General features: G+C 62.1%; 22 protein-coding genes. 9 read left to right on the top strand and 13 right to left on the bottom strand.

All coding sequences use genetic code 11. The annotated features are described in order from the left end of the window. Positions 1–32 precede the first annotated feature (32 nt). On the top strand, positions 33–2654 hold the full coding sequence (locus tag NLY37_RS03700; RefSeq protein ID WP_023742362.1) for a bifunctional diguanylate cyclase/phosphodiesterase: 2622 nt from the start codon (positions 33–35) through the stop codon (positions 2652–2654). 24 nt (positions 2655–2678) lie between these two features. Here NLY37_RS03700 and NLY37_RS03695 read toward each other — a convergent pair whose 3' ends face one another. The 4 genes from NLY37_RS03695 to NLY37_RS03680 form a co-directional block, all read right to left on the bottom strand. Further along, a complete protein-coding gene (locus NLY37_RS03695) occupies positions 2679–4301 on the bottom strand; it encodes an ABC-F family ATP-binding cassette domain-containing protein (protein ID WP_023742361.1) in 1623 nt (540 codons plus the stop codon). Positions 4302–4679: 378 nt separating this feature from the next. Continuing rightward, positions 4680–5423, bottom strand: coding sequence for a 2OG-Fe(II) oxygenase (locus NLY37_RS03690; protein ID WP_023715114.1), 744 nt, complete (start codon positions 5421–5423; stop codon positions 4680–4682). A gap of 117 nt (positions 5424–5540) precedes the next feature. Beyond that, a complete protein-coding gene (locus NLY37_RS03685) occupies positions 5541–6065 on the bottom strand; it encodes a carboxymuconolactone decarboxylase family protein (RefSeq protein ID WP_023742360.1) in 525 nt (174 codons plus the stop codon). 44 nt (positions 6066–6109) lie between these two features. Next, the gene (locus tag NLY37_RS03680) at positions 6110–6532 is read right to left on the bottom strand and encodes an OsmC family protein (RefSeq protein ID WP_023742359.1); all 423 of its coding nucleotides are present in this window, start codon (positions 6530–6532) and stop codon (positions 6110–6112) included. A gap of 200 nt (positions 6533–6732) precedes the next feature. Here NLY37_RS03680 and NLY37_RS03675 point away from each other — a divergent pair, with 200 nt between their 5' ends. The 7 genes from NLY37_RS03675 (at position 6733) to NLY37_RS03645 (ending at position 12431) form a co-directional block, all read left to right on the top strand. After that, a complete protein-coding gene (locus NLY37_RS03675) occupies positions 6733–7464 on the top strand; it encodes a 3-keto-5-aminohexanoate cleavage protein (RefSeq protein ID WP_023689036.1) in 732 nt (243 codons plus the stop codon). A gap of 102 nt (positions 7465–7566) precedes the next feature. Then, complete coding sequence (locus NLY37_RS03670) at positions 7567–8076, top strand: Lrp/AsnC family transcriptional regulator (RefSeq protein WP_023670324.1); 510 nt, start codon at positions 7567–7569, stop codon at positions 8074–8076. Continuing rightward, positions 8073–9236, top strand: coding sequence for a saccharopine dehydrogenase family protein (locus NLY37_RS03665; RefSeq protein ID WP_023742358.1), 1164 nt, complete (start codon positions 8073–8075; stop codon positions 9234–9236). Before NLY37_RS03670 ends, NLY37_RS03665 begins: the two co-directional genes overlap by 4 nt. Before the next feature lie 108 nt (positions 9237–9344). Next, positions 9345–10133: an ABC transporter substrate-binding protein gene (locus NLY37_RS03660; protein WP_023742357.1), complete on the top strand. Its 789-nt coding sequence runs from the start codon at positions 9345–9347 to the stop codon at positions 10131–10133. Positions 10134–10283: 150 nt separating this feature from the next. Beyond that, the gene (locus NLY37_RS03655) at positions 10284–10961 is read left to right on the top strand and encodes an amino acid ABC transporter permease (protein ID WP_023742356.1); all 678 of its coding nucleotides are present in this window, start codon (positions 10284–10286) and stop codon (positions 10959–10961) included. Further along, complete coding sequence (locus NLY37_RS03650; protein ID WP_023684787.1) at positions 10958–11632, top strand: amino acid ABC transporter permease; 675 nt, start codon at positions 10958–10960, stop codon at positions 11630–11632. The genes NLY37_RS03655 and NLY37_RS03650 overlap by 4 nt, the downstream gene beginning before the upstream one ends. Before the next feature lie 25 nt (positions 11633–11657). After that, the gene (locus tag NLY37_RS03645; RefSeq protein ID WP_502882091.1) at positions 11658–12431 is read left to right on the top strand and encodes an amino acid ABC transporter ATP-binding protein; all 774 of its coding nucleotides are present in this window, start codon (positions 11658–11660) and stop codon (positions 12429–12431) included. Between the two features lie 208 nt (positions 12432–12639). Here the strand turns inward: NLY37_RS03645 and NLY37_RS03640 are convergent, their stop codons facing one another. The 9 genes from NLY37_RS03640 to NLY37_RS03600 form a co-directional block, all read right to left on the bottom strand. Then, on the bottom strand, positions 12640–13707 hold the full coding sequence (locus tag NLY37_RS03640) for a cyclic nucleotide-gated potassium channel (protein WP_023742355.1): 1068 nt from the start codon (positions 13705–13707) through the stop codon (positions 12640–12642). A gap of 144 nt (positions 13708–13851) precedes the next feature. Beyond that, positions 13852–14922, bottom strand: coding sequence for an adenylate/guanylate cyclase domain-containing protein (locus NLY37_RS03635; RefSeq protein ID WP_023742354.1), 1071 nt, complete (start codon positions 14920–14922; stop codon positions 13852–13854). Between the two features lie 3 nt (positions 14923–14925). After that, positions 14926–15420 carry a Rab family GTPase gene (locus NLY37_RS03630; RefSeq protein WP_023670316.1) on the bottom strand — a complete coding sequence of 165 codons (495 nt, stop codon included), beginning with the start codon at positions 15418–15420 and terminating at the stop codon, positions 14926–14928. An 11-nt stretch (positions 15421–15431) separates the two neighbouring features. Next, positions 15432–18110, bottom strand: coding sequence for an OmpA family protein (locus NLY37_RS03625; protein WP_286441532.1), 2679 nt, complete (start codon positions 18108–18110; stop codon positions 15432–15434). A gap of 7 nt (positions 18111–18117) precedes the next feature. Continuing rightward, positions 18118–18783 carry a hypothetical protein gene (locus NLY37_RS03620; protein WP_023670314.1) on the bottom strand — a complete coding sequence of 222 codons (666 nt, stop codon included), beginning with the start codon at positions 18781–18783 and terminating at the stop codon, positions 18118–18120. A 196-nt stretch (positions 18784–18979) separates the two neighbouring features. Beyond that, a complete protein-coding gene (locus NLY37_RS03615; protein WP_023670313.1) occupies positions 18980–19381 on the bottom strand; it encodes a GFA family protein in 402 nt (133 codons plus the stop codon). Positions 19382–19401: 20 nt separating this feature from the next. Continuing rightward, positions 19402–20460, bottom strand: coding sequence for a Gfo/Idh/MocA family protein (locus NLY37_RS03610; protein WP_023742352.1), 1059 nt, complete (start codon positions 20458–20460; stop codon positions 19402–19404). Positions 20461–20563: 103 nt separating this feature from the next. Next, positions 20564–21349, bottom strand: a complete 786-nt coding sequence (locus NLY37_RS03605) for a ThuA domain-containing protein (protein ID WP_023742351.1) — start codon at positions 21347–21349, stop codon at positions 20564–20566. Between the two features lie 181 nt (positions 21350–21530). Further along, positions 21531–23045, bottom strand: a complete 1515-nt coding sequence (locus NLY37_RS03600) for a DUF2778 domain-containing protein (protein WP_023742350.1) — start codon at positions 23043–23045, stop codon at positions 21531–21533. A gap of 530 nt (positions 23046–23575) precedes the next feature. Here NLY37_RS03600 and NLY37_RS03595 point away from each other — a divergent pair. Beyond that, positions 23576–24127 carry a cytochrome c gene (locus tag NLY37_RS03595; RefSeq protein WP_031246333.1) on the top strand — a complete coding sequence of 184 codons (552 nt, stop codon included), beginning with the start codon at positions 23576–23578 and terminating at the stop codon, positions 24125–24127. Positions 24128–24173: the final 46 nt, after the last annotated feature.

The raw sequence follows: 24173 nt of genomic DNA, 5'->3' as shown, positions 1-24173 counted from the left end.
GGAAAGGTCTTCGGATCGAGTTGGCAGGCGCAATGCTCAATTCCGGCCGGTTTAAACGGGCCGTTTTTTCTTCCGCCAACTTGCCGGCGGCGATTGCCTTTGTCGTGCTTCTCGTCTGCGCCCTGGTTGCCGACCAGAGGAACAGAGAGGTCTCCGATCAGCTGGCGCGCGCCGACGTCCTGGCCAAGGTCAACATCATACGTGCCAAGCTCGAAGGCAACATAGGCGGCAATCTCCAGCTGGTTCAGGGTCTCGTTTCGACAATCGTTACCGAGCCCTATATGGGCCAGCAAAGATTTGCGGCACTCGCCCGCAATCTGTTCGAGCAAAAATCGCAGTTGCGCGATATTGCCGGTGCGCCCGACCTCGTCATCGCGCTGATATATCCGCTGGAAGGCAATGAAAAAGCCATCGGGCTGGACTACCGCAAGAGCGATACGCAACGCATGGCCGCGCTTCGCGCCCGTGACCAGCGCGCGCTGGTGCTCGCCGGGCCGGTCAAACTGGCGCAAGGCGGACGTGGCTTCATCGGCCGTATCCCGGTCTTCGTGCCGACGGCGGGCGGCGGCGACCGTTTCTGGGGTATCGTCTCGGCCGTGATCGATGTCGATCGGCTCTACGCTGCCAGCGGACTGACCGACCCTGATCTGGATATCGATGTGGCGCTTATCGGCAAGGATGCGCTCGGCGGCGGCGGGGAACTGTTCTTCGGCGGCGATAATGTCGTGTCCGGCAATCCGGTGATGGCAGAGGTGCAATTGCCTTCAGGCTCCTGGCAAATTTCAGCCATACCGAAGGGCGGCTGGCCGACCGCTCCGAAAAATGAGTGGCTGTTGCGTCTGCTCATGGCGCTTGCCGGCGCGCTGGTGGTGCTGCCGATCCTCGTGGCAGGACGTCTTTTCGGTGAGCGGCAGAAAAGTGACGCCGAGTTGAGGCGCCTGTCCCGCCGGCTGGAGTTGGCGTTGGAAGCCTCTGCTATAGGCGTGTGGGAGCACGATACCGTCAGCAACGAACTCGTATGGGACGACCGCATCAACGAAATCTATGGCAAACCCGGCGGCGGCAAGACCCGTAGCTATGACGACTGGGCGCTGGCGATCCATCCCCAAGACTTCGAACGGGCTAAAGCAGATTTCGATTCGGCTGTTGCAACACAAGGCCCCTACTCTTCGCAGTATCGGCTCCTGCGGCCGGACGGCACCATTCGCCATGTGCGCACCCGCGCCAGTTTCTTCCGGGACATCGACGGCACGCCAAAAATGATCGGCGCCGAATGGGATGTGACAGGCGACGTGCTGCTCAACGAGAATCTCGTGCGTGAACGTCGCCTTTCAGAATCGAAAAATGCCGAACTGAACCTGGCCAAAGCCCGCATCGAGCATGTCGCGATGCATGATTCGCTGACCGGTCTGCCCAACCGTCGGTATCTGGACGAGATGCTTGCCGAAAACCGCGAAGCCGACGGCCGCGCGGCGTTGCTGCATCTCGACCTTGACCGGTTCAAGCAGATCAACGACACGCTCGGCCATGCAGCGGGCGATGCATTGCTGGTGCATGCTTCGAAAGTCATCAAGGCCAGCGTCGGCAGTGCCGATTTCGTTGCGCGCATCGGCGGCGACGAGTTTGTCGTGCTGAGCCATGGACGCGACGACAAGGAACTCGCCGCGCTGGCCGACCACATTATCGATGCGATGCGCCAGCCGGTCGACTATCTGGGTCACCAGTGCCGGTTCGGCGTCAGCATCGGCATTGCGGCCAATAGCGGCGTCGATGCAAGGCAGTTGCTTGTCAATGCCGATCTGGCGCTGTACCGGGCGAAAGGCCGCGGCCGCAACCGCTACGAGTTTTTCAACGAAGAGCTGCAGAGCGAGATCGTGCGGACCAAGCAGACCGCCGACGAGATTCTGGGCGGGCTCGAGCGGAACGAATTCATCGTCTACTATCAGCCGCAGTTCGACGCCAAGACGCTGGAGATCGTTGGCGTCGAGGCGCTGTCGCGTTGGGATCATCCGCAACGCGGCATGCTGACTCCCGACGCCTACATCAAGGTGGCTGAAGAACTTAATGTCGTGGCGCTTATCGACCGCACCGTCCTGGAGCAGGCGCTCGATAATTTTGAGCGTTGGTCGCGCAGCCACCTCAACATCCCGCGCGTCTCGGTCAACGTTTCCGCCAGGCGCCTGGAAGACAGGGATCTGATCAAGGGTTTGCGCAAGCTTCCCATCAAGGAAGGGACCGTGTCGTTCGAACTGGTGGAGTCGATTTTCCTCGACGAAAACGACGAGCTGGTCAGCTGGAACATCGAACACATCAAGGGGCTCGGCATCGACGTCGAGATCGACGATTTCGGCACCGGGCATGCCTCGATCGTCTCGCTGTTGAAGTTGCGGCCCCGTCGCCTCAAGATCGACCGCCAGCTGGTCACCCCCATCACCAGCTCAACCGCACAGCGGCAGCTTGTGTCGTCCATCATCGACATCGGCAAGTCGCTCGGGATCGAAGTGATCGCCGAGGGCGTCGAGACGATGGAGCACGCGCGCATCCTGAAAGAGCTTGGCTGCGACATCCTGCAAGGCTTCCTGTTCGGCTACCCGATGGATGCCAAAGCCTTCAAGGCCTTCGCGCAGTCGCGCAAATGGCTGGCGGCGAGCTGACAAATCCTGGACGCAGGACCTGCGTCAGGTCCGCAGCCCCGGCGCCTCGTGCCCGGTCCTCTCCACATATTCGGTATAGCCGCCGCCATAGGTGTGGATGCCTTCGGGCGTCAGTTCCAGCACGCGGTTGGAGAGTGCGGCCAGGAAATGGCGGTCGTGCGAGACGAACAGCATGGTGCCTTCGTATTGCGACAGCGCCGTGATCAGCATCTCCTTGGTGGCGATGTCCAAATGGTTGGTCGGCTCGTCCAGCACCAGCAGGTTGGGCGGGTCGAACAGCATCAGCGCCATTACCAGGCGCGCCTTTTCGCCGCCCGACAGCACCCGGCATTTCTTCTCGATCTCGTCGCCGGAAAAGCCGAAGCAGCCGGCGAGTGCCCTGAGCGGCGCCTGGCCGGCTTGCGGAAACGCGTCCTCCAGCGTCTGGAACACGGTGCGTTCGCCCTCCAGCACCTCCATGGCGTGCTGGGCGAAATAGCCCATTTTCACACTCGGCCCCCGAGCAACTGTGCCGGCATCCGGGTCAGACGCGCCGGCAACCAGCTTCAGCAGCGTCGACTTGCCGGCGCCGTTGACGCCCATGATGCACCAGCGCTCGCGGCGGCGGACCTGGAAATCCAGCCCCTCATAGATCGAGCGACTGCCATATCCCTTGTGGACGTTCTTCAGCGTCACGACATCCTCGCCGCAGCGCGGCGCCGGCTGAAAATCGAAATTCACGATCTGACGGCGCTTGGGCGGCTCGACACGATCGATCTTGTCGAGCTTCTTCACCCGGCTCTGCACCTGGGCGGCGTGTGACGCCCGCGCCTTGAAGCGCTCGATAAAAGCGATCTCCTTGGCCAGCATGGCCTGCTGGCGCTCGAACTGCGCCTGCTGCTGCTTGTCGGCGATCGCCCGCTGCTGCTGGTAGAATTCGTAATTGCCGGAATAGGCGGTGAGCGAACCGGCGTCGATCTCGACCACCTTGTTGACGATGCGGTTCATGAACTCGCGGTCGTGCGAGGTCATCAGCAGCGCGCCCTCATAACCCTTCAGGAACTGCTCCAGCCAGATCAGGCTTTCGAGATCGAGATGGTTCGACGGCTCGTCGAGCAGCATCACGTCGGGCCGCATTAACAGGATGCGGGCCAGCGCGACGCGCATCTTCCAGCCGCCGGACAGCTTGCCGACATCGCCATCCATCATTTCCTGGGAAAAGCCGAGGCCGTCGAGCACTTCGCGGGCGCGGCCATCCAGCGCATAGCCGTCGAGTTCCTCGAAACGGTGCTGCGCCTCGCCATATTTCTCGATGATCTCATCCATCCGGTCGGCCTGGTCGGGATCGGCCATGGCCGCCTCGAGTTCCGCCATTTCGGCCGCCACGTCGCTGACCGGCCCGGCGCCGTTCATCACTTCGGCCACAGCACTGCGGCCGGCCATGTCGCCGACATCCTGGCTGAAATAGCCGATGGTGACGCCGCGATCGACCTGCACCTGGCCTTCGTCAGGCTGTTCCTGGCCGGTGATCATGCGAAACAGCGTCGTCTTGCCGGCGCCGTTCGGGCCGACAAGGCCGACCTTCTCGCCCTTCTGTAGCGAGGCCGAGGCCTCGATGAAGACAAGCTGGCGGCCGTTCTGCTTGCTGATGCTTTCAAGACGGATCATGCGACTGGAAGAACCTTGGAGGATTTTCCTCGGCCCTTACGCGATCGGCCGCGCCAGAGGAAGCGCCCATTTGACGCCGCGCGCAAAAGCCGCTGCGGTCCGCACCTCCAGAATGCAAAACAGCCCGCCGCGCGATTTTGCGCAACGGGCTGTTTTTGAACCAGCTTCTGTACTCAGTTCGGTGCGGGCACTTCCGCTTCTATTGACGGCACCTGCTGGGCGGCGAGCGAGGCGAGCTTGCCCCGTCTGACGAGTGTCGGCTTCTCATAGGATCGTTTCATAAATTCCCCTCTCTTACACAAGCGGAGACTGTTCCGCCGAACTCGCCATGTCAATAAGCAGCGGTAGTGAGGTGCTTTGGCTGTGTCCGACGAATTGTCACTTCGCGTCGTGGAAAATGATCCCCACTGTATGCCGCCTGCCGGAGCGCAGGCGGCTGACGCCGTGCCTGAGGTTGACGCGGTAATGGCCTTTCGTGCCTTGCACCGGGCGGTTGTGGACAGCAAAGATCACCGCATCGCCCCGGGTCAGCGGCACCACTTCGGCACGGCTTTGCATGCGCGGGCGCTGTTCGGTCAGGACGAATTCGCCGCCGGTGAAATCCTCGCCGGGCTGCGACAACAGGATCGCCACCTGCAGGGGAAAAGCGAGATCGCCGTAGAGGTCCTGATGGAGGCAGTTGAAGTCGCCGGGGCCATATTGCAGGAGAAGCGGCGTCGGCCGCGTTTGGCCGCTTTCGTGGCAAAGCTGGAGGAAGGCGGCGTGGTCATCGGGATAGCGCCGTGCCGCGCCCATGCGTTCGTTCCAGTCGTTGGCGACGCCGGCCAGCCTGGGATAGAGCGCGGTGCGCAGGCCACCGACCAGATCCGGCAGCGGATAGCGGAAATAGCGGTACTCGCCCTTGCCGAAGCCATGGCGGGCCATCACCACATGGCTGCGGAAATGGTCCTCATGCGGATAGAGACCGGCGATCTCGGTGCACTCCTCGGGTGAAAGCAGCGCCGGCATGACGGTGCTGCCGTGGCTGTTCAGTTCGCCGATCAGAGCACTCCAGTCCTGCGCTGCGACGCGCGCTTCGGCCGAATGGGCTGCGCGTTTGGTGCTTATCGAATGGATGGTCATCGATGCCTCCTTTGATGTGATCAAAGTGGGGCGAACGGCGGGCGTGAACCACCCGATTCCTGCGAGGTGAAGCGCGATCTTCCCCTTCGCCCCCTGTGGGAGAAGGGAAAACGCGCTTCACCGCTTGCGATACACCTCCAGCTCCGGGTCGAGATCAACGCGCACCGCATTCGTGAACAAGCAGGTCGCCACCATGACGCCGGCGAAGGCGACGAGGTTGACCAGCAGTGTGTCGTCGTAGCGAGCCTTGATTGCCGCCCAGACATCGTCGGGAACGGCGTTGGCATCGGCGGCGACTGCCTTGCCAAATTCGATCAGCAACGCCTCGTCGGAAGTTGGCTGGATTGCCTCGGGATCAAGGCCACCATCGATCAGCGCGCGGCGGAAGAAGGTAAGCGGTATCTCGGCGCGGCATCTCTCGGAGACCGCCAGCGACAACAGCCAGATGGCGCGGTCGTCGAGCGTGGGCTTGAGCAGATCGCGCAGGGCGAACCATTCGGCATAGATGCGGTGGGCCGCCGGTGAATGCAGCAGGATGCGCTTCATGTTGGTCATGCGCCCGCGCAGGCCAAGTTCCCTGTCGTGCTCGGCGCGGATCTCTTGCGATGCCGAGGCGTAGTCGATCGGCGGGATCATGGCCATGGGACGGTCCTTGGTTGGTGGTAGGGAGGCATTCTGCGACACCCTCACCCAAGCGTCGTATGCAAGTGCGGCGCGGCGCGCAGCGTGTTGGACACCGTGCAGATCGCCTCGGCGTCCTCGACGATCCGCTGTTTCGTCGCCGCGTCGAGATCGCCTGCAATGTCGAGCCTGATGTTGAGCCTTTCGACGCGCGACGGCTCGTCCTTGGCTTTCTCGCCGCTGACTTCGGCGCGCACCTCGCCAAGCTCGGCGGCAACCCCGAGGCGCGAGGCGGCGATGCGCGCGCTCAGAACCATGCAGGCGGCGAGCGAGGCGTAGAGCAGGTCGAGCGGATTGAAGCCCGGCGCGCTCACGCCGGTGACTACGTCGACCGCGCCGCCGGTCGGCGTCGTGACAGCCGGCAAGCCGCCTGGCTGAAGCGTCGCCGTCGCGCCGGTGACACGGGTCCTGACCTTCAACTCAGCCATCGCAAATCCTTCTGGCCGGCAGTCCGGCAAAGGGGTAAGGATCGCCCGTGGCGTGTCCTGTCCCGCTATATGGTATGTCCTGGGCCGATACCGCAACCTCCGCAGAAGCGGCACCCTGTCAGCAATCTTCACCACGCCCGTTCCCTCTCCGCCCTGCCCTGCGGTAGGCTCGCGCGATCCGCAACAGGATCGCGAGAGCCATGATCGTCCAGGCCTGCATCAATGGCGCGCGCGCCGCCGATTTTCACCCCACACTGCCGCTCGACTCCGACGCTATGGCGCGCGACGGGGCGGCTTCGATTGCCGCGGGCGCAGCTGAGCTGCATGTCCATGCCCGCAGCGCGGACCGCCGCGAGAGCCTTGCGCCGGCAGCGATGGATCCGACCATCGCAGGGCTGCGCCGTGCCTGCCCCGGTACGCTGATCGGCGTCTCCACCGGCGCCTGGATCGAGAATGACGATACAAGCACGCTGGTCGCCATCGCCGGCTGGCGCGAATTGCCGGACTATGCCTCCGTCAATCTCAGCGAGGCGGCGGCACCCATCGTCATGGAGAGCCTGCGCCAGCGCGGCATCGGCATCGAGGCGGGTCTGGCCTCGGTCGCCGACGCCGAGCGCCTCGTCAGCCTCGACCATGGCGGGCGCGTGCTGCGCGTCCTGATCGAGATTTCCGAGCAGACGCTAGACGAGGCTTTTGCGGTCGCCGGCGGCATCGAACAGGTCCTGGAGCGCGCCGGCATTCGCCGTGCCATCCTGCTGCATGGCGAGAACGCGACGGTGTGGCCGTTCGTGCGCCGTGCCGCGGATCGCAACTGGTCGACGCGAGTCGGGCTGGAGGATGGGAAGCATCTGCCGGATGGCGCGGCGGCATCCGGCAATGCGGCGCTGACAGCTGCGGCGGTAGCGATGTTCCAGTCCATTCGATCAGCGTAGCAACAAACTCACCTCTTGCTGTTACTATAAATATCTCGTAGGCTATTTTCATATCAGGAAGAAATTCCACCACATTTTTCTCCTTTATGAAAGCCTTGCCTTTTGCGTGAGCATCTCGATCAAACCGATCGACGGCTGGTAAAGCTGTTGTCGCAGGATGCCCAGCCCGGCATCAATCGGCTCGCCGAGACGATGGCGATCTCGGTGCCGACGGTGCGCTCAAGGTTGCGCAATCTGCTCGACCGCAACCTCTTGAAGATCGTCGGGCTGCTCAATCTGACCGAACGCCCCGAGTTGATCTCGGCCATTGTCGGCATCAACGCTCAGGGACGTGGCCGCGCCCGGGAACTGGCGCAGCGCATTGCCGAACTGCCTTTCGTCAACTCGGCCTCGGTGGTCACCGGGCGCTTCGATATCATTGTCGATGTCACCGTGGCCGGCGATGTCGCCGACCTCTACCGCATCACCAGCGAGCTGATCCCCGGCGCCGGCATTCCCGGCGAAGTCGTGCGCAGCGAAACCTTCGTCGTCATGGCTTCATGCAACAAATGGGTCAGCCTTCCCGAAGGCTGCTGGTCGGAAGAAACACCGTCACGCAAGGAGCCGGCATGAGAATAGCTGTTCTCGGCGGCCTCGGCCTGCAGGGACGGGCGGCCATCGCCGATCTCGTCGCCAGCGCCGGTGTCGAGGAAATCGTCTGCGTCGACACAGCCGCTGACGGCCCTGCCCGGCTTGCCGGCCTGACCGATCTTTCCCGCGTGCGTTTCGTCGTGCCCGAAGGCGCGATCGGTCCGGCGCTGACCACTGTGCTGGCGGATGTCGACGCCATCATCGATCTGTTGCCGCAGCCATTGATGCGCGAGGCGGTGCAGGCCGCGATCGCAACGCGCACGCCGCTGGTCACTACCAATTACGGCAAGGCAATCGCCGACCTGGGGCCAGAGGCTGAACAGGCCGGCGTTTCGATCATGACCGAATGCGGGCTCGATCCCGGCATCGACCTCGTGCTCTACGCGCGCGCCGCAAAGCAGTTCTCTACGATTTCTTCGATCGATTCCTATTGCGGCGGCATCCCCGAACCGAAGGCGATGGCCAAGCCGCTGTGCTACAAGGTGAGCTGGAATTTCGACATGGTTCTGGTCAGCCAGAACCGCGACAGCGTCATGATCGAGGATGGCAAGCGCGTCGAAGTGCCGGCCGGGCGGCAACACGACAATCCCTTCATCCACGAAATCGAGGTCGCGGGCCTTGGCCGACTGGAAGCTTTCCCCAATGGCGACGCGCTGCACTACGTCGAGATGCTGGCGGCCGCCAAGGGATTGCAACGCTCGGGCCGCTATACACTGCGCTGGCCGGGATGGTCGGCGTTCTGGGCGCCGCTGAAGGAACTCGGCTTCCTCTCCGAAGACAAGGTGCCCGGCACCGGCGCCAGCCCACGCGAATTTCTCGGCCGTCTGCTCGGCCCGCAACTGCAATATGGCGCCGACGAGAAGGACCTTTGCGTGATGCGCAATGTCTTTTCCGGTCTCGAGGGCGGCCGCGCCAAAACGGTGACGTCGGACCTGATCATCGAACGCGACGTGGCATCAGGCCTGTTCGGCATGAGCCTCGGCGTCGGCTATCCCGCCAGCATCGTGGCTCAGATGCTGGCGCGGCGCGAGATCGCCACACCTGGCCTGCTCAACCCGCTGCTGCATGTGCCGGAAGAACCCTTCTTCGACGAGCTGGCGAGGCGTGGCATCAAGGTGACCGAAACGGTGGCCTGGGACTGACGATTTTCGAACGATGGCTGCCGCCGGCAAACGGTGCCGCCGCTCAAAAAACTCCCTAAAGGGTGGAATAACAAAGTGGAACAACAACGATAACAGGAGGAATGCCAAATGAAGATTGCCAAGCTTTTCATCGCCGGACTTGCGCTTGCGGGCCTGACCGCTGCTGCCAGTGCCGGAACGCTCGACGAGATCACCAAGCGCGGCGAACTGCGGGTCGCGGTGCAGACGCAAGGACCTCCCTTCTCGCTGGTCGGTGCCAATGGCGAGCGCACCGGCAGTTCGGTCGAACTCGCCGAACTGATGGCCAAGGAAATGGGCGTCAAGATCACCTTCCTCGACTATGATTGGGACGGGCTGATCCCGGCGCTGCTTTCGGGCAAGGCCGATCTGCTCGTCGCCGACATGACGCCGACGCTGGCGCGCGGCATGAAGGTCGCCTTCACCACGCCCTACATGTATACGGGCAGCACCGTCTTCACCAAGGCCGACAGCAAGTTCAAGACCACCGAGGACTGCAAGGCCAAGGGCACCAAGATCGCCGTGCTGTTGGGCGCCACCGGCGAAAAGGAAGCCAAGAACGCCTTCCCGGATGCCGACATCAAGAGCTACAAGGGCGGCGGCCCGCTGCTGCTCGATGCCATCAACAACGGCCAGGCCGATTGCGGCGTCAACGACGTCTCGGCGGTCAAGGGTCAGTCGACAGCCTATCCCGCCGGCACCTTCACCATCATGCCGGACCTGTTGTCGAAGGAGCCGCTTGCCTTCGCCACCCGCTACGACGAGCCGGACCTGTTGATCTGGATGAACCTGTTCCTCAACCAGGTCAGCATCGACGGCCGCCTGCAGAAGAACCTCGACTACTGGGTCAATTCCGACGCCTGGAAGAAGGATCACTAAGCAGAGGTAAGCAGGGAGCAGGAAGTAGTGAGTAGGAAGTAGTGAATGGTGAATGTCCGTTCCGGACGCCCTTCACTACTCACTACTCACTACTCACTACTCACTACTCACTACTCACTACTGCCCATTCACCATTCACCATTCACCGCTATGCTCGAAAATTTCAGCTTCCGCACCATCGTCGAATATCTGCCGCTGTTCGGGCAGGGCCTGATCACGACCGTGTGGCTGTCGGCGCTGTCTTTTGCGGGCGCGCTGGCGGTCGGCATCGTGCTCGCCGCCATGAACCTGCAGCGCGGCCGGCTGTTTCGCGTGCTGGCCAAGGGCTATATCGATGCCGTGCGCGCCACGCCGTTGCTGGCGCAGCTCTACTTCCTCTATTTCGGCCTGCCGCGTCTCGGCTTCGTCCTGCCCGAGCTCGTCGTCGGCATCATTGCTTTGTCGCTGAACAGCGGCGCCTATGTCGCGGAAATCATCCGCGCCGGCATCCTGTCGATCCCGCGCGGCCAGGTCGAGGCCGGGGTTGCCTCGGGAATGACCTATGTCCAGCGCATGCGCCTGGTCATCCTGCCGCAAGCCTTCAAGGTGACGATCCCGCCGCTGCTCGGCCAGGCGATCGTGCTGGTCAAGGATTCCGCGCTTTTGTCGCTGATCTCGGTTTCCGAACTGACGCGCGCCGGCCAGTTGCTGGCGTCCGACCGCTTCATGCCGGCGGAAGGCTTTCTCACCATCGCCGCCTTCTATCTGCTGCTCTATTACGGCCTCAAAGGACTGGCGGGGCTGTCCAGTCGCTGGCTCGGTCTGCAGCCGGCAAGGAGCAGCACATGATCTGGCAACAGCTGCAAAGCCTGGCCGGCAGCTATCCCCTCGCCTTGCGCGGCCTTGGCATGACCGTGATGCTGTCGGCGATCAGCCTGGTGCTGGGCACGCTGCTTGGCTTCGGCCTCGGCATATTGCGCACCGGCGGCAACCGGCTGATCTCGAGCGTGATCGGGGCCTGGGTCGACCTGATCCGCGGCACGCCGTTCCTGGTGCAGATCTTTCTGATCTTCTTCATCCTGCCGGAATTCGGCATCGAGCTCGATGCCTTCACGGCCGGCATCATCGCGCTCACCAACCTCGCCGCGTGCTTCATCTGCGAGATCGTCGCCGCCGGCATCCGCTCGGTGCCGACCGGCCAGGTCGAGGCAGCGCTGGCGTCCGGCCTGTCGCGCTGGCAACGCATGCGCCAGGTGGTGCTGCCGCAGGCGATGCGCATCGTGCTGCCGCCGCTGGTCGGGCAATATGTACTCTTGATCAAGGATTCCTCCGTCGTCTCGGCGATCGGGCTGACCGACCTCACCCGCGTCGGCTGGCTTGTGGTGCAGCGTGTGCCCAACGGCCTGCTGGTCTTCTTCCTGGTCGGCGTCGGCTATTTCGTCGTCTGCTATCCGCTGATCATGCTCGCCCGCCGGCTGGAGCGCCGCATGGGCGCGGCGCATGGCGAGGTGCAGCTGTGACATCGAACCCCAAAGGGCGACCGCCATGACCAATCCAAGCCCGACCAAACCAAACCTGACCAAAACGGGCATGATCGACTTTCGCGGCGTCAACAAATGGTTCGGCTCGCTCAATGTGCTGAAGGACATCACGCTCAGCGTCGAGCCGCGCGAAGTGGTCGTCGTCTGCGGCCCGAGCGGCTCGGGCAAGTCGACGCTGATCCGCTGCATCAACGGCCTGGAAGCGATCAAGGATGGCGACCTCGTCGTCGACGGCCAGCGCCTCGGCGACCCCGCCACCAACATGACGCAGCTGCGCACCGAGATCGGCTTCGTCTTCCAGTCGTTCAACCTCTACCCGCACAAGACGGCGCTGGAAAACGTCACGTTGGCGCCGATCCATGTGCGCAAGATCCCCCGCGCCGAGGCCGAGCAGGCCGGGCGCGACTTGCTGGCCAAGGTCGGCCTCGCCGACAAGGTCAACGCCTACCCGTCACAGCTGTCCGGCGGCCAGCAGCAGCGTGTGGCCATCGCGCGCTGCCTCGGCATGCGCCCCAAGATCATGCTGTTTGACGAACCGACCTCGGCGCTCGATCCCGAGATGATTTCCGAAGTGCTCGACGTCATGGTCGCGGTGGCCGAGGAAGGCATGACCATGATGGTGGTAACGCACGAAATGGGCTTTGCCCGCAAGGTGGCGCAGCGCGTGGTGTTCATGGACGCCGGCGCCATCGTCGAAAGCGGCACGCCGGAGGCGTTTTTCTCTGACCCGAAGACCGACCGCAGCCGGGCTTTTCTAAGCAAGATTCTAAGGCATTAGAGTTTAGCCAAAGCCGGTCGTCCGAAAGGCCGCGGGGCAGGAACTGTCGACGCACAGCGCCAAACAACGAGCCGCCGGTAGAGTGGATCGGCTACGTTTAGGTCTCCGGCTACGCCTCTGGGAACTTCCACGTGCCGTCCATAACCTCCGCGCGTGGTCGATAGAGCCGTACCATCCAGTTCCAGCCGGGCCACCATCGGCTGTACGGTCAAGCCACCGGCGCCGCGCCGCGCCGCTCGAGCGCGGTCCTGCGGATGATTTCCGCGATTTCCGGGCTGCTGCTGCACAGCATCTGGAAATCCGCCGCGTGCAGCGACAGGAGTGAGACAGAAGTTGCGGCAGTGACGGTCGCCATACGCGGTTCGCCGCTGATCAGCGCCATCTCGCCGAAGAAGGCGCCAGGGCCAAGTTCCACCGGGTTCGGCGTCGCGACGCTGACGCGGCCCTCCACGACGAAGAACATCCGATCACCGGTCTCGCCACTGCGGCAGATCACGGCGCCCGTCGGCACCGTGCGAGGTCTTAACGCGCGCACGATCTCGACCAGCGTGGCCGGGCCAAGCTTCTGAAACAACGGAACGCCGGCAATCAATTGCCAATTGCGGACGAAATCCTCGCGACGGACTTCTTGATAAAAGCCGGAGGCAAGAATGCCGGCCCAGAGCCCGAAGATGCCGATGCCACACATCATGACAGCCCCGGCAAGAACGCGGCCGGCGAAGCTTTGCGGAATGTCGTCGCCATAGCCGGTAGTGGACAGCGTGACCACCGCCCACCACATTGTTTCGGGGATGCTGCCGAACTTTTCCGGTTGGACGTCGCGCTCGATGACGTAGGCCGCAAGTGCGACACCGAACAGAACCAGGCCGAAGACCGTGGTGACGCCGACCAGGTTGCGCGTTTCGTTGGCCAGAACCCTGCCAAGCAGCGGGAAGAAGGTCGAGTCGCGCAGCGGTTTCAGCAGCCAGACAGCACAGTAGAGGCTACGGTCGGGCGTGCCGTCGAGCAGGAATGCGGCGAGTGGAACCAAAACCGCGAGCACATCGATTGTGATTGCCGGCGTCCTGTCCCGAAGGTCTCCCGCCCAGCGCTTGAGCAGGGTCTCGGCCATCTGCAGAAGATAGGCGGCCCAAATGACAGCGAGCACGGCAGCCAGAGCCAGTCTGCTTCGTCCGGACATGTTCGGCATCGTGAGCGCAGCCACCGCCAGAAGCCCAGGCGCAGCGAGCACCGCATTTAGCGGTGCGTAGATTCTCAGAAAAGGCAGTACCGACATTCTATCCCACCAGCGGCCACTGTGCTCCAGAATAGAGGCCTTCCGGGCAAGCGCAAAGGGTGCTTTGCGATCGCAAGATCAGGTCACGCCAATGGCTTTCGGGCGCCGCTATCGGCGCTCCACGGTCGCACCGCAGGCGACGGATCAGCTCGGGAGCCGCCACATTCGCACGCGACCCGCACCGCGCAATTCCGTTTCCTCGAGTGGGTCGCAAGCAAATTTCGGTCCAAGCAGTTGGTAAGTTGCATCGGAAATACGGATTTCATCGGGCTCCGCGGACGTTTGAATACGTGAGGCGAGATTAACGGTCTCACCCCACAGGTCATAGGCGAACCGCCTCTTGCCTATGACGCCGGCGACAATCGGTCCTGAGTGAATTCCAATTCTCAGCCTTATCGGTTCTCCTGCGAAGCGTTCCCGCTTGACCGCTTTGCGCAGCTCAATCGCATAGCGCGTGAGGGCCTTTGCATGATCGGATCGCGCCGTGGGCAGGCCGGCGACCACCATCACACAATCGCCAATTGTTTTGATCTTTTCGCAGCCGTATCGCTCAGAGAGCCGATCCGCCGCCTTGAAGAAGTAGTTTAAAATAGCGAGCGTCGTCACCGCTCCGACGCTGCGCGCTCGTTCCGTAAAACCGACGATGTCGGCAAAAAGCACACTCACCTCTGCGTGGTTGTCGGCAATTTTCTTTTGCGCTTTCAATCGCTCCGCGATCGACGCCGGGAGAATGTTGAGGAGCAGGTTTTCGGCGCGCTGGTATTCACGCGCCAATCCCTCCTGGCTCTTTCTCAGTGCCTCGTTCGTCGATTGCAATTTTTCGTTGAGTTGACGCTCCCTCTCTTGCAGGAGCGTCATTTCATAGGCCTTCTGTTGAAGCCGCTGCCTGTTGTCTCGTTCGGCAGTGGCGTCCAGAAAAAGCAGCCACACGAACGCATTGTCAGCAAAAAAATGGAGGTCGGCGACACGCCCGCCGGGCAGTTCAACCATGTCCATGCGAAACGGAAGCTCCGGGCAAGGCAGCAAACCTTCCATGAATTCAAGCTGCTCCGCAACAGGCTTGCCGATGCGAAGCGATGACAGCCCGTAATGTTCAACATTACCGCCCTTGGCAGCTATGCAAAGCTCAGCGTCGATTTTCAGATAAGCGACAGCGTGCCCGTCGAAGAAGAAATTGAAAAACCAATTTCTGACTTCTTTTGGCAATTCATGCATGGTCTATTTGGTGACCATCAAGGCAAGTTGACGAAAGGCGTCATCGACCTGCTCGCCCGAAAGCGCACTTGTTAGATAGATTTGCCATCCACGTTGCCTCAACTCGTTGATCTCACCATCCGATATCGCCCACCGATCGGCCAGATCGGACTTGTTGAACAGCAATACGAACGGCATGGCGCCGAATTCGGCCTCGACCCGTTCGCGCAGCGTGAGTGCCACGGCAAGAGTAGCAGCGCGGGTTCCATCGACGACTAGCACGAGCCCGGTTGCACCTCGAACATAGCTGACGCGGAATGAGCCGATATCGTCCTCGCCGGCCAAATCCCACAAAATCAGATCCACGGTTTTGTCCGGGAGCGCGACGCTTTTCTTGTCGATTTTCACTCCGACGGTGGTCAAGTAGGTTTCTGAGAAGATGCTCTGCACAAACCTGCGGACCAGACTCGTCTTTCCGACGGCGAAGCCGCCCAGCATGCAGATCTTTTTTTGCAACATGTTGGGCTCCGCTAGTCCAGGTTTACCGTAATCGAAACCCGGCGATTGGTGGAGCTACCGGTTAGACTGTTTTCAGGTACAGCCGGCTCAAAAGTGCCCGCGCCCCGAACCAGCAGCAGTTCGGGAGCAACGCCGCGCTTGTTGAGAAGCGCACGAACTGTCTCGGCGCGGGCGGCGCTGATCGACGCGTTGGCCGTCTCACGGCCCGTGGTGTCCGAATGCCCGGTCAACATAAACCGCGCCGTTACGCCGGAATTGCGGGCACTCTGGGCGAATTCCTTTATTTGATCCGCCAACCTGTCGAGAACCGGCGTCTGCTCGGGTCCCGGCACAACCTTGCCGGAAGAGAAGAAAATATCGGTCGTCTGGATCGCCTGCCTCAAATGATTAAGTTCTGCGAGGTTCAGCTCACGCAGCTGCGAGACATCCAGAACCACTCCGTCCGCCGAAAGTTGTTCAGCGGCGGCCCGCGCGCGGTTGATCCAGCCGGCAGGAGCCTCACCCGCGGCCACAATGCGACCCTGGATGATCGAGAGCTGAACGGTTTTCGGCGGGGACAGCGCCGCCGTCAGCCGCTTCACCACAAACTTCGGATCAAGGCTCTGATAGAATTGCCACTGTGCATGAACGCGGGCAGGATCAACGTCCGTTCCGGACAGCAGGGCTTGCGGGTCGGCGGCAAGCGGGTCTCTCAAGCCGGAAATATAGAAATGTCCGCCCCTCGCCGTTTGTTGGGCGACGATGATTCCCGGTTGGGCCTCAAGTCGCGACACATAATACTGCCAGTGCTCCGCCGCGCGTGCTTCGGGGCTCACGTCACGAACCTTGGAGATGTCGAATTCGGGTCCGCCTGCCGAAAGCTGCCGGGCCGCCGCGCGCGCGCGATCGATCCAGGTGTCGGGAGCCTCACCCTCGGCAACGATGCGATCATCGACGATCGAAAGTCGTACTGTTTCCGGCGGATACAGTGACGCCGTCAGCCGCTTCAGCACGAACTCCGGCTCAAGGCTCTGATAGAACTGCCACTGCGCATGAACCCGGGCGGGATCGACCTCTGTTCCCGACAACAGCGACTGCGGATCGGCGCCAAGCGGGTCTCGCAGGCCGGCAATATAGAATTGGCCGTCGCTTATCTTTTGGTCTGCAACGATGATGCCCGGCTGGGTCTCCAGTCGCGACACATAGGCGTGCCAGCGCTCCGCCTCGCGCACTTGGGGACTTACGTCACGAACCCCCGAGATATCGAAGACCGGCCCGCCTGCCGAAAGCTGCTGGGCCGCCGCGCGCGCCCGGCTGATCCAGGTGTCGGGAGCCTCACCCTCGGCGACGATGCGGCCATCGACAATCGAAAGTCGCACTGAATCCGGCGGAGCCAGCGACGCCGTCAGCCGCTTCAGCACGAACTCCGGCTCAAGGCTCTGATAAAATTGCCATTGCGAATGAACCCCGGCCGGATCGACTCCCGTGCCTGACAACAGCGACTGCGGGTCGACGGCAAGCGGGTCCCTCAGGCCGGCAATATAGAACTGGCCATCGCGTACCTGCTGTTCGGCAACGATGATGCCCGGCTGGGCCTCCACTCGCGACACGTAAGCCTGCCAGCGCGACACGTAAGCCTGCCAGCGCTGCGCTGATTGCCAGGAAAGAAAGTACCAACCGCCTGCCAGACTCAAGAGCAACAGGGCAACGGCCGCCACCAGCCACGGAAATCCGTCGTTTGATTCCTCTTGCTTGAGCTCGACGCAGGTCTGCAACTGCGCCTCTACAGAGGCCAGCTGCGAACCGTCGCCGTCAAACTGCTCTAAAGCCTCTGAGGATTGCTCATGGATGCGAAGCAACACATCGCGAACGATTTCATGCAATTCCTCCGGCGGATTTCCCCGGATCACCGAAACCAGTGTCGCAAACGGTCCAACTTCCGACCAGAGACGAAGCTCGCCGAAACGGATTGTGTCCAGGCCGCTCTGCTCTTTCTCGTTAAATGAGTCTTTTACAAAATCCTGAATCGCACTGAGCATCGAAGAAATGAGCTGAGGATCTTCGCTCGTCGCATTGTCGGCAGTTACATGCGCTATCAAAAGGCCGGAATTCCGATGAATGAGAAACGCATGTTCCACACGGTAGACAAGGGAATGCTTCAGAACAACTGCCGAGAAGCTTGCCCCTGTTCTCCAGGCTTCAAGTCTCCACTTGAGCCCGTGCCAGGTGAATATGTGCCTTAGAGTTTCATTCAGCGACTGAAAGGTCTGGTCGATCTTTTCGCCGATCGACTTGCGAATTGCCGGCAGAAACACCGGGTACAATATGTCCGTCAGCGTGCGCGGGCTCTTCTGGATCGACCGTTGCACAGCCCGTTCGACAGCTGGCGCAAGCGCCTCGCCGAGTTGCGCGTAAGGCGCTCGTCCGGCAGCACTGGGAAGAACGTCGCCCACGGCCGCCGCAAGCTGCTCGGGTTCGTCGAGCAGATGCGTGACGCGTGAAAGCTCGGAGATTTCGCGGCTGACCAGCAACTGCCGCAGCGTTTCCATGCGCGGATCGGCGGTTGGAACCGCCTCGAACTGCGCACGGTAGTCCGGATCAACGTTCCGGGCAATTTCGATCAAAAGACGAGCCAGAGCCTCGCGATCAATCTCTGTATCGTTCGAGGCTGTTCTTTGCGGAAGGTTGAATGGGTCGACGGTGGACGTCAAGGTCCCATCAACTCACTTTCCAGCTACGGTCCGAGTTGCTCTTGCTCCCGACGGGATCCTGATTGAGACACTTTGCAACCTCGACAAACAGGCCAGCCAAAAGATTTCGGTCGGTCTTGACGTTGCTGAGGTCGGCAAACATCTTCTCGATCAGCATCTGAACGCCTTCATTCTTCTGCTTGATTTCCTCACGCAGCAAATGATCGTTTCGATTTATCCGGTCCGAAACATCGCGCTCGAGCGCGCTTAACTGATCCGACAACGTGCGCACCTGCTTTTCAAGAGCCTGGTTTTGCTCGCGAAGATTCCGGTCGATCTCCTTGTCGGCATCGGCTCGTGAATCTTTTTCGCTCCGCAATTGCCCTGCAAGCGAATCGATCTGCTTCTTTGCATTCGACTCGTACATTTCGAGATTGCGCTTGGCCTCGGACTCGACATCCTTGAAGCGCTGCAACACCCGTTCTTCAAGCTTGGAAAAACGGCGGTCATAGTCCTGCATCTGGTTGCCGAACAGCAGGTCACGGATCTTGTCGACACCGACGGCGTCGCCGGCGGTTCCGTTTTCGCGGGCCTGAACTCCCATGAAGTTCAGCCCGTTTCCTTCTGTGTTACCTATCAGATTTACGTCCGCCTTCTTTTCTGAAGAAGCGGAATTCGAAGATTCCTTAGCCATCCATATACCCCCATTGAACACATGCCGTCAGGTAAGCATGTCAGCAATCGGGCCGCAAGCCGGATTCGTCTTGACTTATGCCTATTCATGGGGCAGCCGAGCGCGATGGCTAACGGCCCGGCAATGGCAATCAGGGGCGATGCCCTCTTGAAGGCGCGGAGCGTGCGGACGGTTCCGGGTATCCAAAAAGCGGCCTTCAGTCGAACGTCGCCAGCGGCTCGGCATTGATCTCGACCCACTCACAGCGCCGGCTTTCGTGGTAAAAAGACTGAAATGGCGGCGGGAACGACGGGTCGGCGAAGGCGCCGACGGGAATGGCGATCACACCGGGCTGCGTGTCGATGCGATAGTGGACGGCGGCGCCGCACTCCGGGCAGAAATTGTAGATGACGCGGCCGCCCTCGTCGCCGGTGCGCGTGAACTGCTTCGCCCGTCCCTCGATCGATACATCAGCTTGCGCAAACCGGACATTGTAGCTGAAGGCGCTGCCGGTGCGGCGCTTGCAGTCGAGGCAATGACAGACCGAGATGCGCACCGGCTCGCCCGAACAGACGGCTGAAAGCTGGCCGCAGAGACATTGCGCGCGGCGCGTGACCATTGTTTCTTCCTCCCTTCACATCACTGCGTATCGGCGCTGGCCCTCAGTTCCGTCCGCTTCTGTTCCGAAACCATGGCTAGATCCAGCACCTTCTGCAGTTCGGCGGCATGGTGGAATGAAGGCTCGGCCTGCACGCCGCTGCGAACCGCATCGACGAAGCGCTGGTAATTGGTCGGCACCGTGCCGGCGTCGAGCACCTGCCATTTGGCGTTCTCGATATCCTCGCCGACACACGCCTTCAGTTCCGAACCCTCGAGATTGTGCACGACTTCGATGCCGCCCTTGTCTCCATAGATGCGCAGGCGCAATTCGTTGATGTGGCCGGTCGCCCAGCGGCTGGCGTGAACGACGCCAAAGGCGCCGTTGGAGAAATCCAGCGTCATGGCGAAGCTGTCATTGGCGTCGAGGTCGTATTCGCCGATGCGGTTGCCTGGCGCCTTATCGAAGGTGCGCAGCCGGCAAAACACGTGGTCGATGTCGAGTGCGGCGCCATAGCTGGCGAAATCGAGGATGTGGATGCCGACATCGCCGAGCACGCCGTTGGAGCCGTGGTCGCGCGACAGCCGCCACAGCCATTTCGGGTCGGCGCGCCAGTCGCCCCAGAATTTCGACACCAGCCAGCTCTGCAGATAGGAGGACTCGACGTGGCGGACGGTGCCGATCTCGCCGGCCAGCACCATCTGCCGCGCCTTCTGCAAGGCAGCGACATTGCGATAGGTGAGGTTGACCATGTTGACGATGCCGGCTGCCTCAGCCGCGTTGGCCATCTCGCTTGCCTTGCCGAAGTCTTCGGCCAGCGGCTTTTCGCACAGCACCGGCTTGCCGGCCGCAATCAGCGCCATGGTCGTCGGATGATGGATGCGATCGGGCGTGACGTTGGCGACCGCATCGAACTCGCCCCACGCCAGCGCGTCTTCCAGCGATGTGAATCGCTTCGATATCTTGAACCCGTCGGCGAATTCGCCCACGCGCTTTTCATCGACGTCGGCAGCACCGACGATCTCGACGCCGTCGATGCCGCCGAAACGGCGGGCATGCTCCTGCGCCATCCAGCCGGTACCCAGTATCAAAAGCCGCATTCTCTGCACTCCGAGCGAATTGGTTCGATTCAATCATATGGCGCAGATACGGTCTAGGAAACCCATGCGGAAAGCCGCTACGCCTTTTTTCCTGGACTTTGCTTTAGCGGTAGCCGGCCTCGCCCGAAACGTGCAGCTTGCCGCCGCGCTCGACGATCGGCTCCAGCGCCTTTTCGACCGGCACGTTCGGCGCCTCAAGGATCGCCGACTTGGTGCCCTGCGGATTGTGCGCCCACTTAACCGCATTGCGCAGCACCTTGTGCACATTGGCGTCGTGATAGGTCGGATAGGTCTCGTGGCCCGGGCGGAAGTAGAAGACATTGCCGGCGCCGCGGCGATAGGTCAGCCCAGAACGGAACACCTCGCCGCCCTGGAACCAGGAGATGAAGACGGTCTCCAGCGGTTCGGGCACGGCGAACTGCTCGCCATACATTTCTTCATTCTCGAGCTCGAAATATTCGCCGACGCCTTCGGCGATCGGATGGCTGGGACTGGTCGCCCAGAGCCGCTCGCGCTCACCCGCCTCGCGCCATTTCAGCGTGCAGGGCGTGCCCATCAGCCGCTTGAAGATTTTCGAGAAATGGCCGGAATGGAGAACGATCAGCCCCATGCCTTCAAAGACCCGGCGGGCGACGCGCTCGACGATCTCGTCGGCCACCGCGCCATGATCCTTGTGGCCCCACCAGACCAGCACGTCGGTCTCGGCCAGACGGTCGGCCGGCAGGCCGTGCTCCGGCTGCTCGAGCGTGGCGGTCGAGGCGGAGATCGCCTTGTCGGCATTCAGCGCCTTGGCGATGGTCGTGTGCATGCCCTCGGGATAGAGGGCTGCGACCACCTCATTGGTCCGCTCATGGATGTTCTCGCCCCAAACGACAGCGCGTATTGTCATGGATGTCCTCGTGGTGAAGCCGACCCGCAGGGGTCACTCATAGTCTGCCTGGGGGTGAAAAGGGAATAGGCAGTGGGGAATAGGCAATAGGGGCAGAAAAACAATCAACAGGCGATGGACGCTCCTGGGCCCTACTGCCTACTGCCTACTGCCTACTGCCTACTGCCTACTGCCTACTGCCTTACGCTCCCCGGCCTTCCTGAGCGACCCGCGTCAGCGGCTTGGTCAGGCGCGGCACGACGACGAGGCGCTTAATCTTGCCCTTCTTGTAGGCGGCAAGGAAGCGGGCGTAGTCCTTGAAGACGACGCAGCCATTGGATTCCGCACGGCCGCCGCGCAGCATGTAGGTGTGGGCGAGCAGGCCGTCGCGACCGTACTTGTTGCCGCCGCTGACGGGAGTGAGACGGAGCGCCTCGACGCCATGGAAGCGGGATTCTCGAAGACGCAGATCATAGGTGTTGGGCGGCGTCGGGCCGACATTCTTCTTGTGCACGAAGCGCGGCTGGTCGACCATCGAACCCAGCCCCGAATGGGCCTCCAGCCGCGAGCCGTCCGGCATGTAGACGGTCTTGGCCGAGATATCGTAGACGGCGACGCCGCCGCCCATTCCGGGCGTGGCGAACAGATCCTTGAAGGCGCGACCGACACCGCCCGCCGGGACGTCCGGCTTGGCATAGGCCAGCATCTCGCCGGCCTGTGTCTTCGACCGTTTGCCAGGTTTGATCCGGCTTGATTGGATGCTCTGGCTTTCTGGCACGCCAGGCAGTGCGGCAACCTCCGAAGTACTGCGTGGCGAGCGCGGCGACGAATTGCCCGGCGACTGGGGTGCGGGGCTCTCGGCCGCCCTGTCGGTCTGTGGCTTGGCTGCCCTGGGTTTGCTGGCTTGCCGAGCCTCGGCAGGCTGAGCGGTTTCGGCGCGTGGACGCCAACCCGGCAACGCAATGTTGTCGGGCAGATCGTCCTGCGGCGGCAGCGAAGCGACCTGAACCTCGGCCTGCTCAGGATCCTGCCCTCCGGCGATTGCTTCAACGGCCGGCGGCGGGGCCAGCATGTCAGCGTCTTCCGGCAAGCTGTTGGCCAGCGCCAGCGCCAGGCGCGATGAGCGTTCGATCTCAGCCACTTCCAGCCCAAAGCGTTCCGAAGCGGGGCCATGCTGATCGGGCAGCCGGACTTCGGCGAAACGGGCAGCGACCGGAAGGCTGGCAAGCATGAACGGCGCATTCGAGGCCCTGGCGAAGGCGGCAGCCAGCTTTTGCGGCGACAGTTCTGCCTTGGCCACCACGCCGTCGAAGCGCATGCCGCGCGAAGTGGCGAGAGCGACGCTGGTGTTTGGCGCAATGTTTGAGGCGACAATGCTCGAGGCCACAGCGTGCGCGGCCGGCTTCAGCCGCGCCATCTTGCCGTCATGCGCGAAGTTCGCGGCGGCTTGCGCGCAGCCGGCGTCGCATTGGCTGAGCAGCGAGGCCTGTGATTTTTGCGCCGAAAGCCGAGGCGCCCACGAATTGGCGAGGCTGCGGCGCGAATCGGCAAGTGCTGCGTTCGGCAGAAGCAGACTGTGCGGAAGGCTGTTGGAGGCTGCGGTGAGCGAGGTACCGAGCGAATAGAGGCCGGCCATGGTTGCCACCGACCACAGCGCCAAGGCCGCGCCGACAACCGGCACCACCACCCAGCGCTGGCCGGATCTCTTCGAAGTCAAACCCCGTTCAGGAGTATCGCCCCGGTCTTTCAAACGCAAAAACGCCATACAACCACTCTCAATCGGCATGCAGGCTTGCGACCCTCGCATCCGTGACATCCACAGTTCGCTGGTGCCCCCTGCACCTTTCGCTTCTGTTGCCGATTGAATCAAAAGATGGACAAAGTTGGTTAACCAATCCCTCCATCAGCCACCGATTATGCGGCGCCTGATACGAAAAAAAGAGCACTCCATGGTCTGCGCCACGGTAGAATGCTCTCCCTCACCCCCGCCTTGCTGCCCGTTTTTGCGATCCAAGTCAAGGAAACGCTGCGTCAGCTTGCTGCAAGCCTGTGCTGATTGCCCGCTGATCGGCCTTCTCAATCAGTTGACCTTCCGGTGGCTGGAAGGTCTATCTGCTCAGAGACGGAGACCTCCGGCGACGGAAATTTACCGATGAGAACCGGCATCACGACTGAAGAATCCGACTGCAGGTCGAACCCCTGCTGCGGCTGGCTGAGCACGGATGGATGGGGCAAGGACATGGCGCCGTGAGATGGACTGTGAAAGCGGCGCTGCTGTGGCTGGTCTGTGCCCTTACGATGGGCGCCTCCGTCGGCAGCGGACCGATCGTCGCGGCCCGCCAGGCGTCGATGAAGGAGATGGCGGCGGCTGCGAAAACCGTTGCCGGCATGTTCGACCGCAGGCAACCCTATGACGCCGCAGCCTTCAAGGCGGCAGCGGACACGCTGCGCGCACGCACCGGCCCTGCCCTGATTGCCGAATTTCCGAGCGGCTCGCTTGGACCGCCTTCGCAGGCCAGGCTGGAGATCGATCAGTCACGGGCGGAATTCGAGGCGCTTGCAAATCATATCGGGGCGCTGGCGCGCGCGCTGGCCGCCAAGGCCGAAAGCGCGCCGGCCGTCATCACCGATGACATGCGCATGGGCACCGGCCTGGCGATGGGCGGCGGCAGCCTGCTCGGCAAGCGGCCGAGCACCGTGGAAGTCGATCCTACCAAAGTGCCGGCGGAGCATCTCCTGCACCTGATCCTGCAGGATTGCTCGAGCTGTCATTCGAAGTTCCGGCGGAAGCTGCAGTGAAATAGACTTACCCGCCGGAGCGATACCCTTTGCTGGCCTGCGCCCC

The sequence above is a fragment of the Mesorhizobium sp. C395A genome (genome assembly GCF_030323205.1).
Taxonomy (GTDB): Bacteria; Pseudomonadota; Alphaproteobacteria; order Rhizobiales; family Rhizobiaceae; genus Mesorhizobium.
This window is presented reverse-complemented; position numbering and strand designations above follow the sequence as displayed.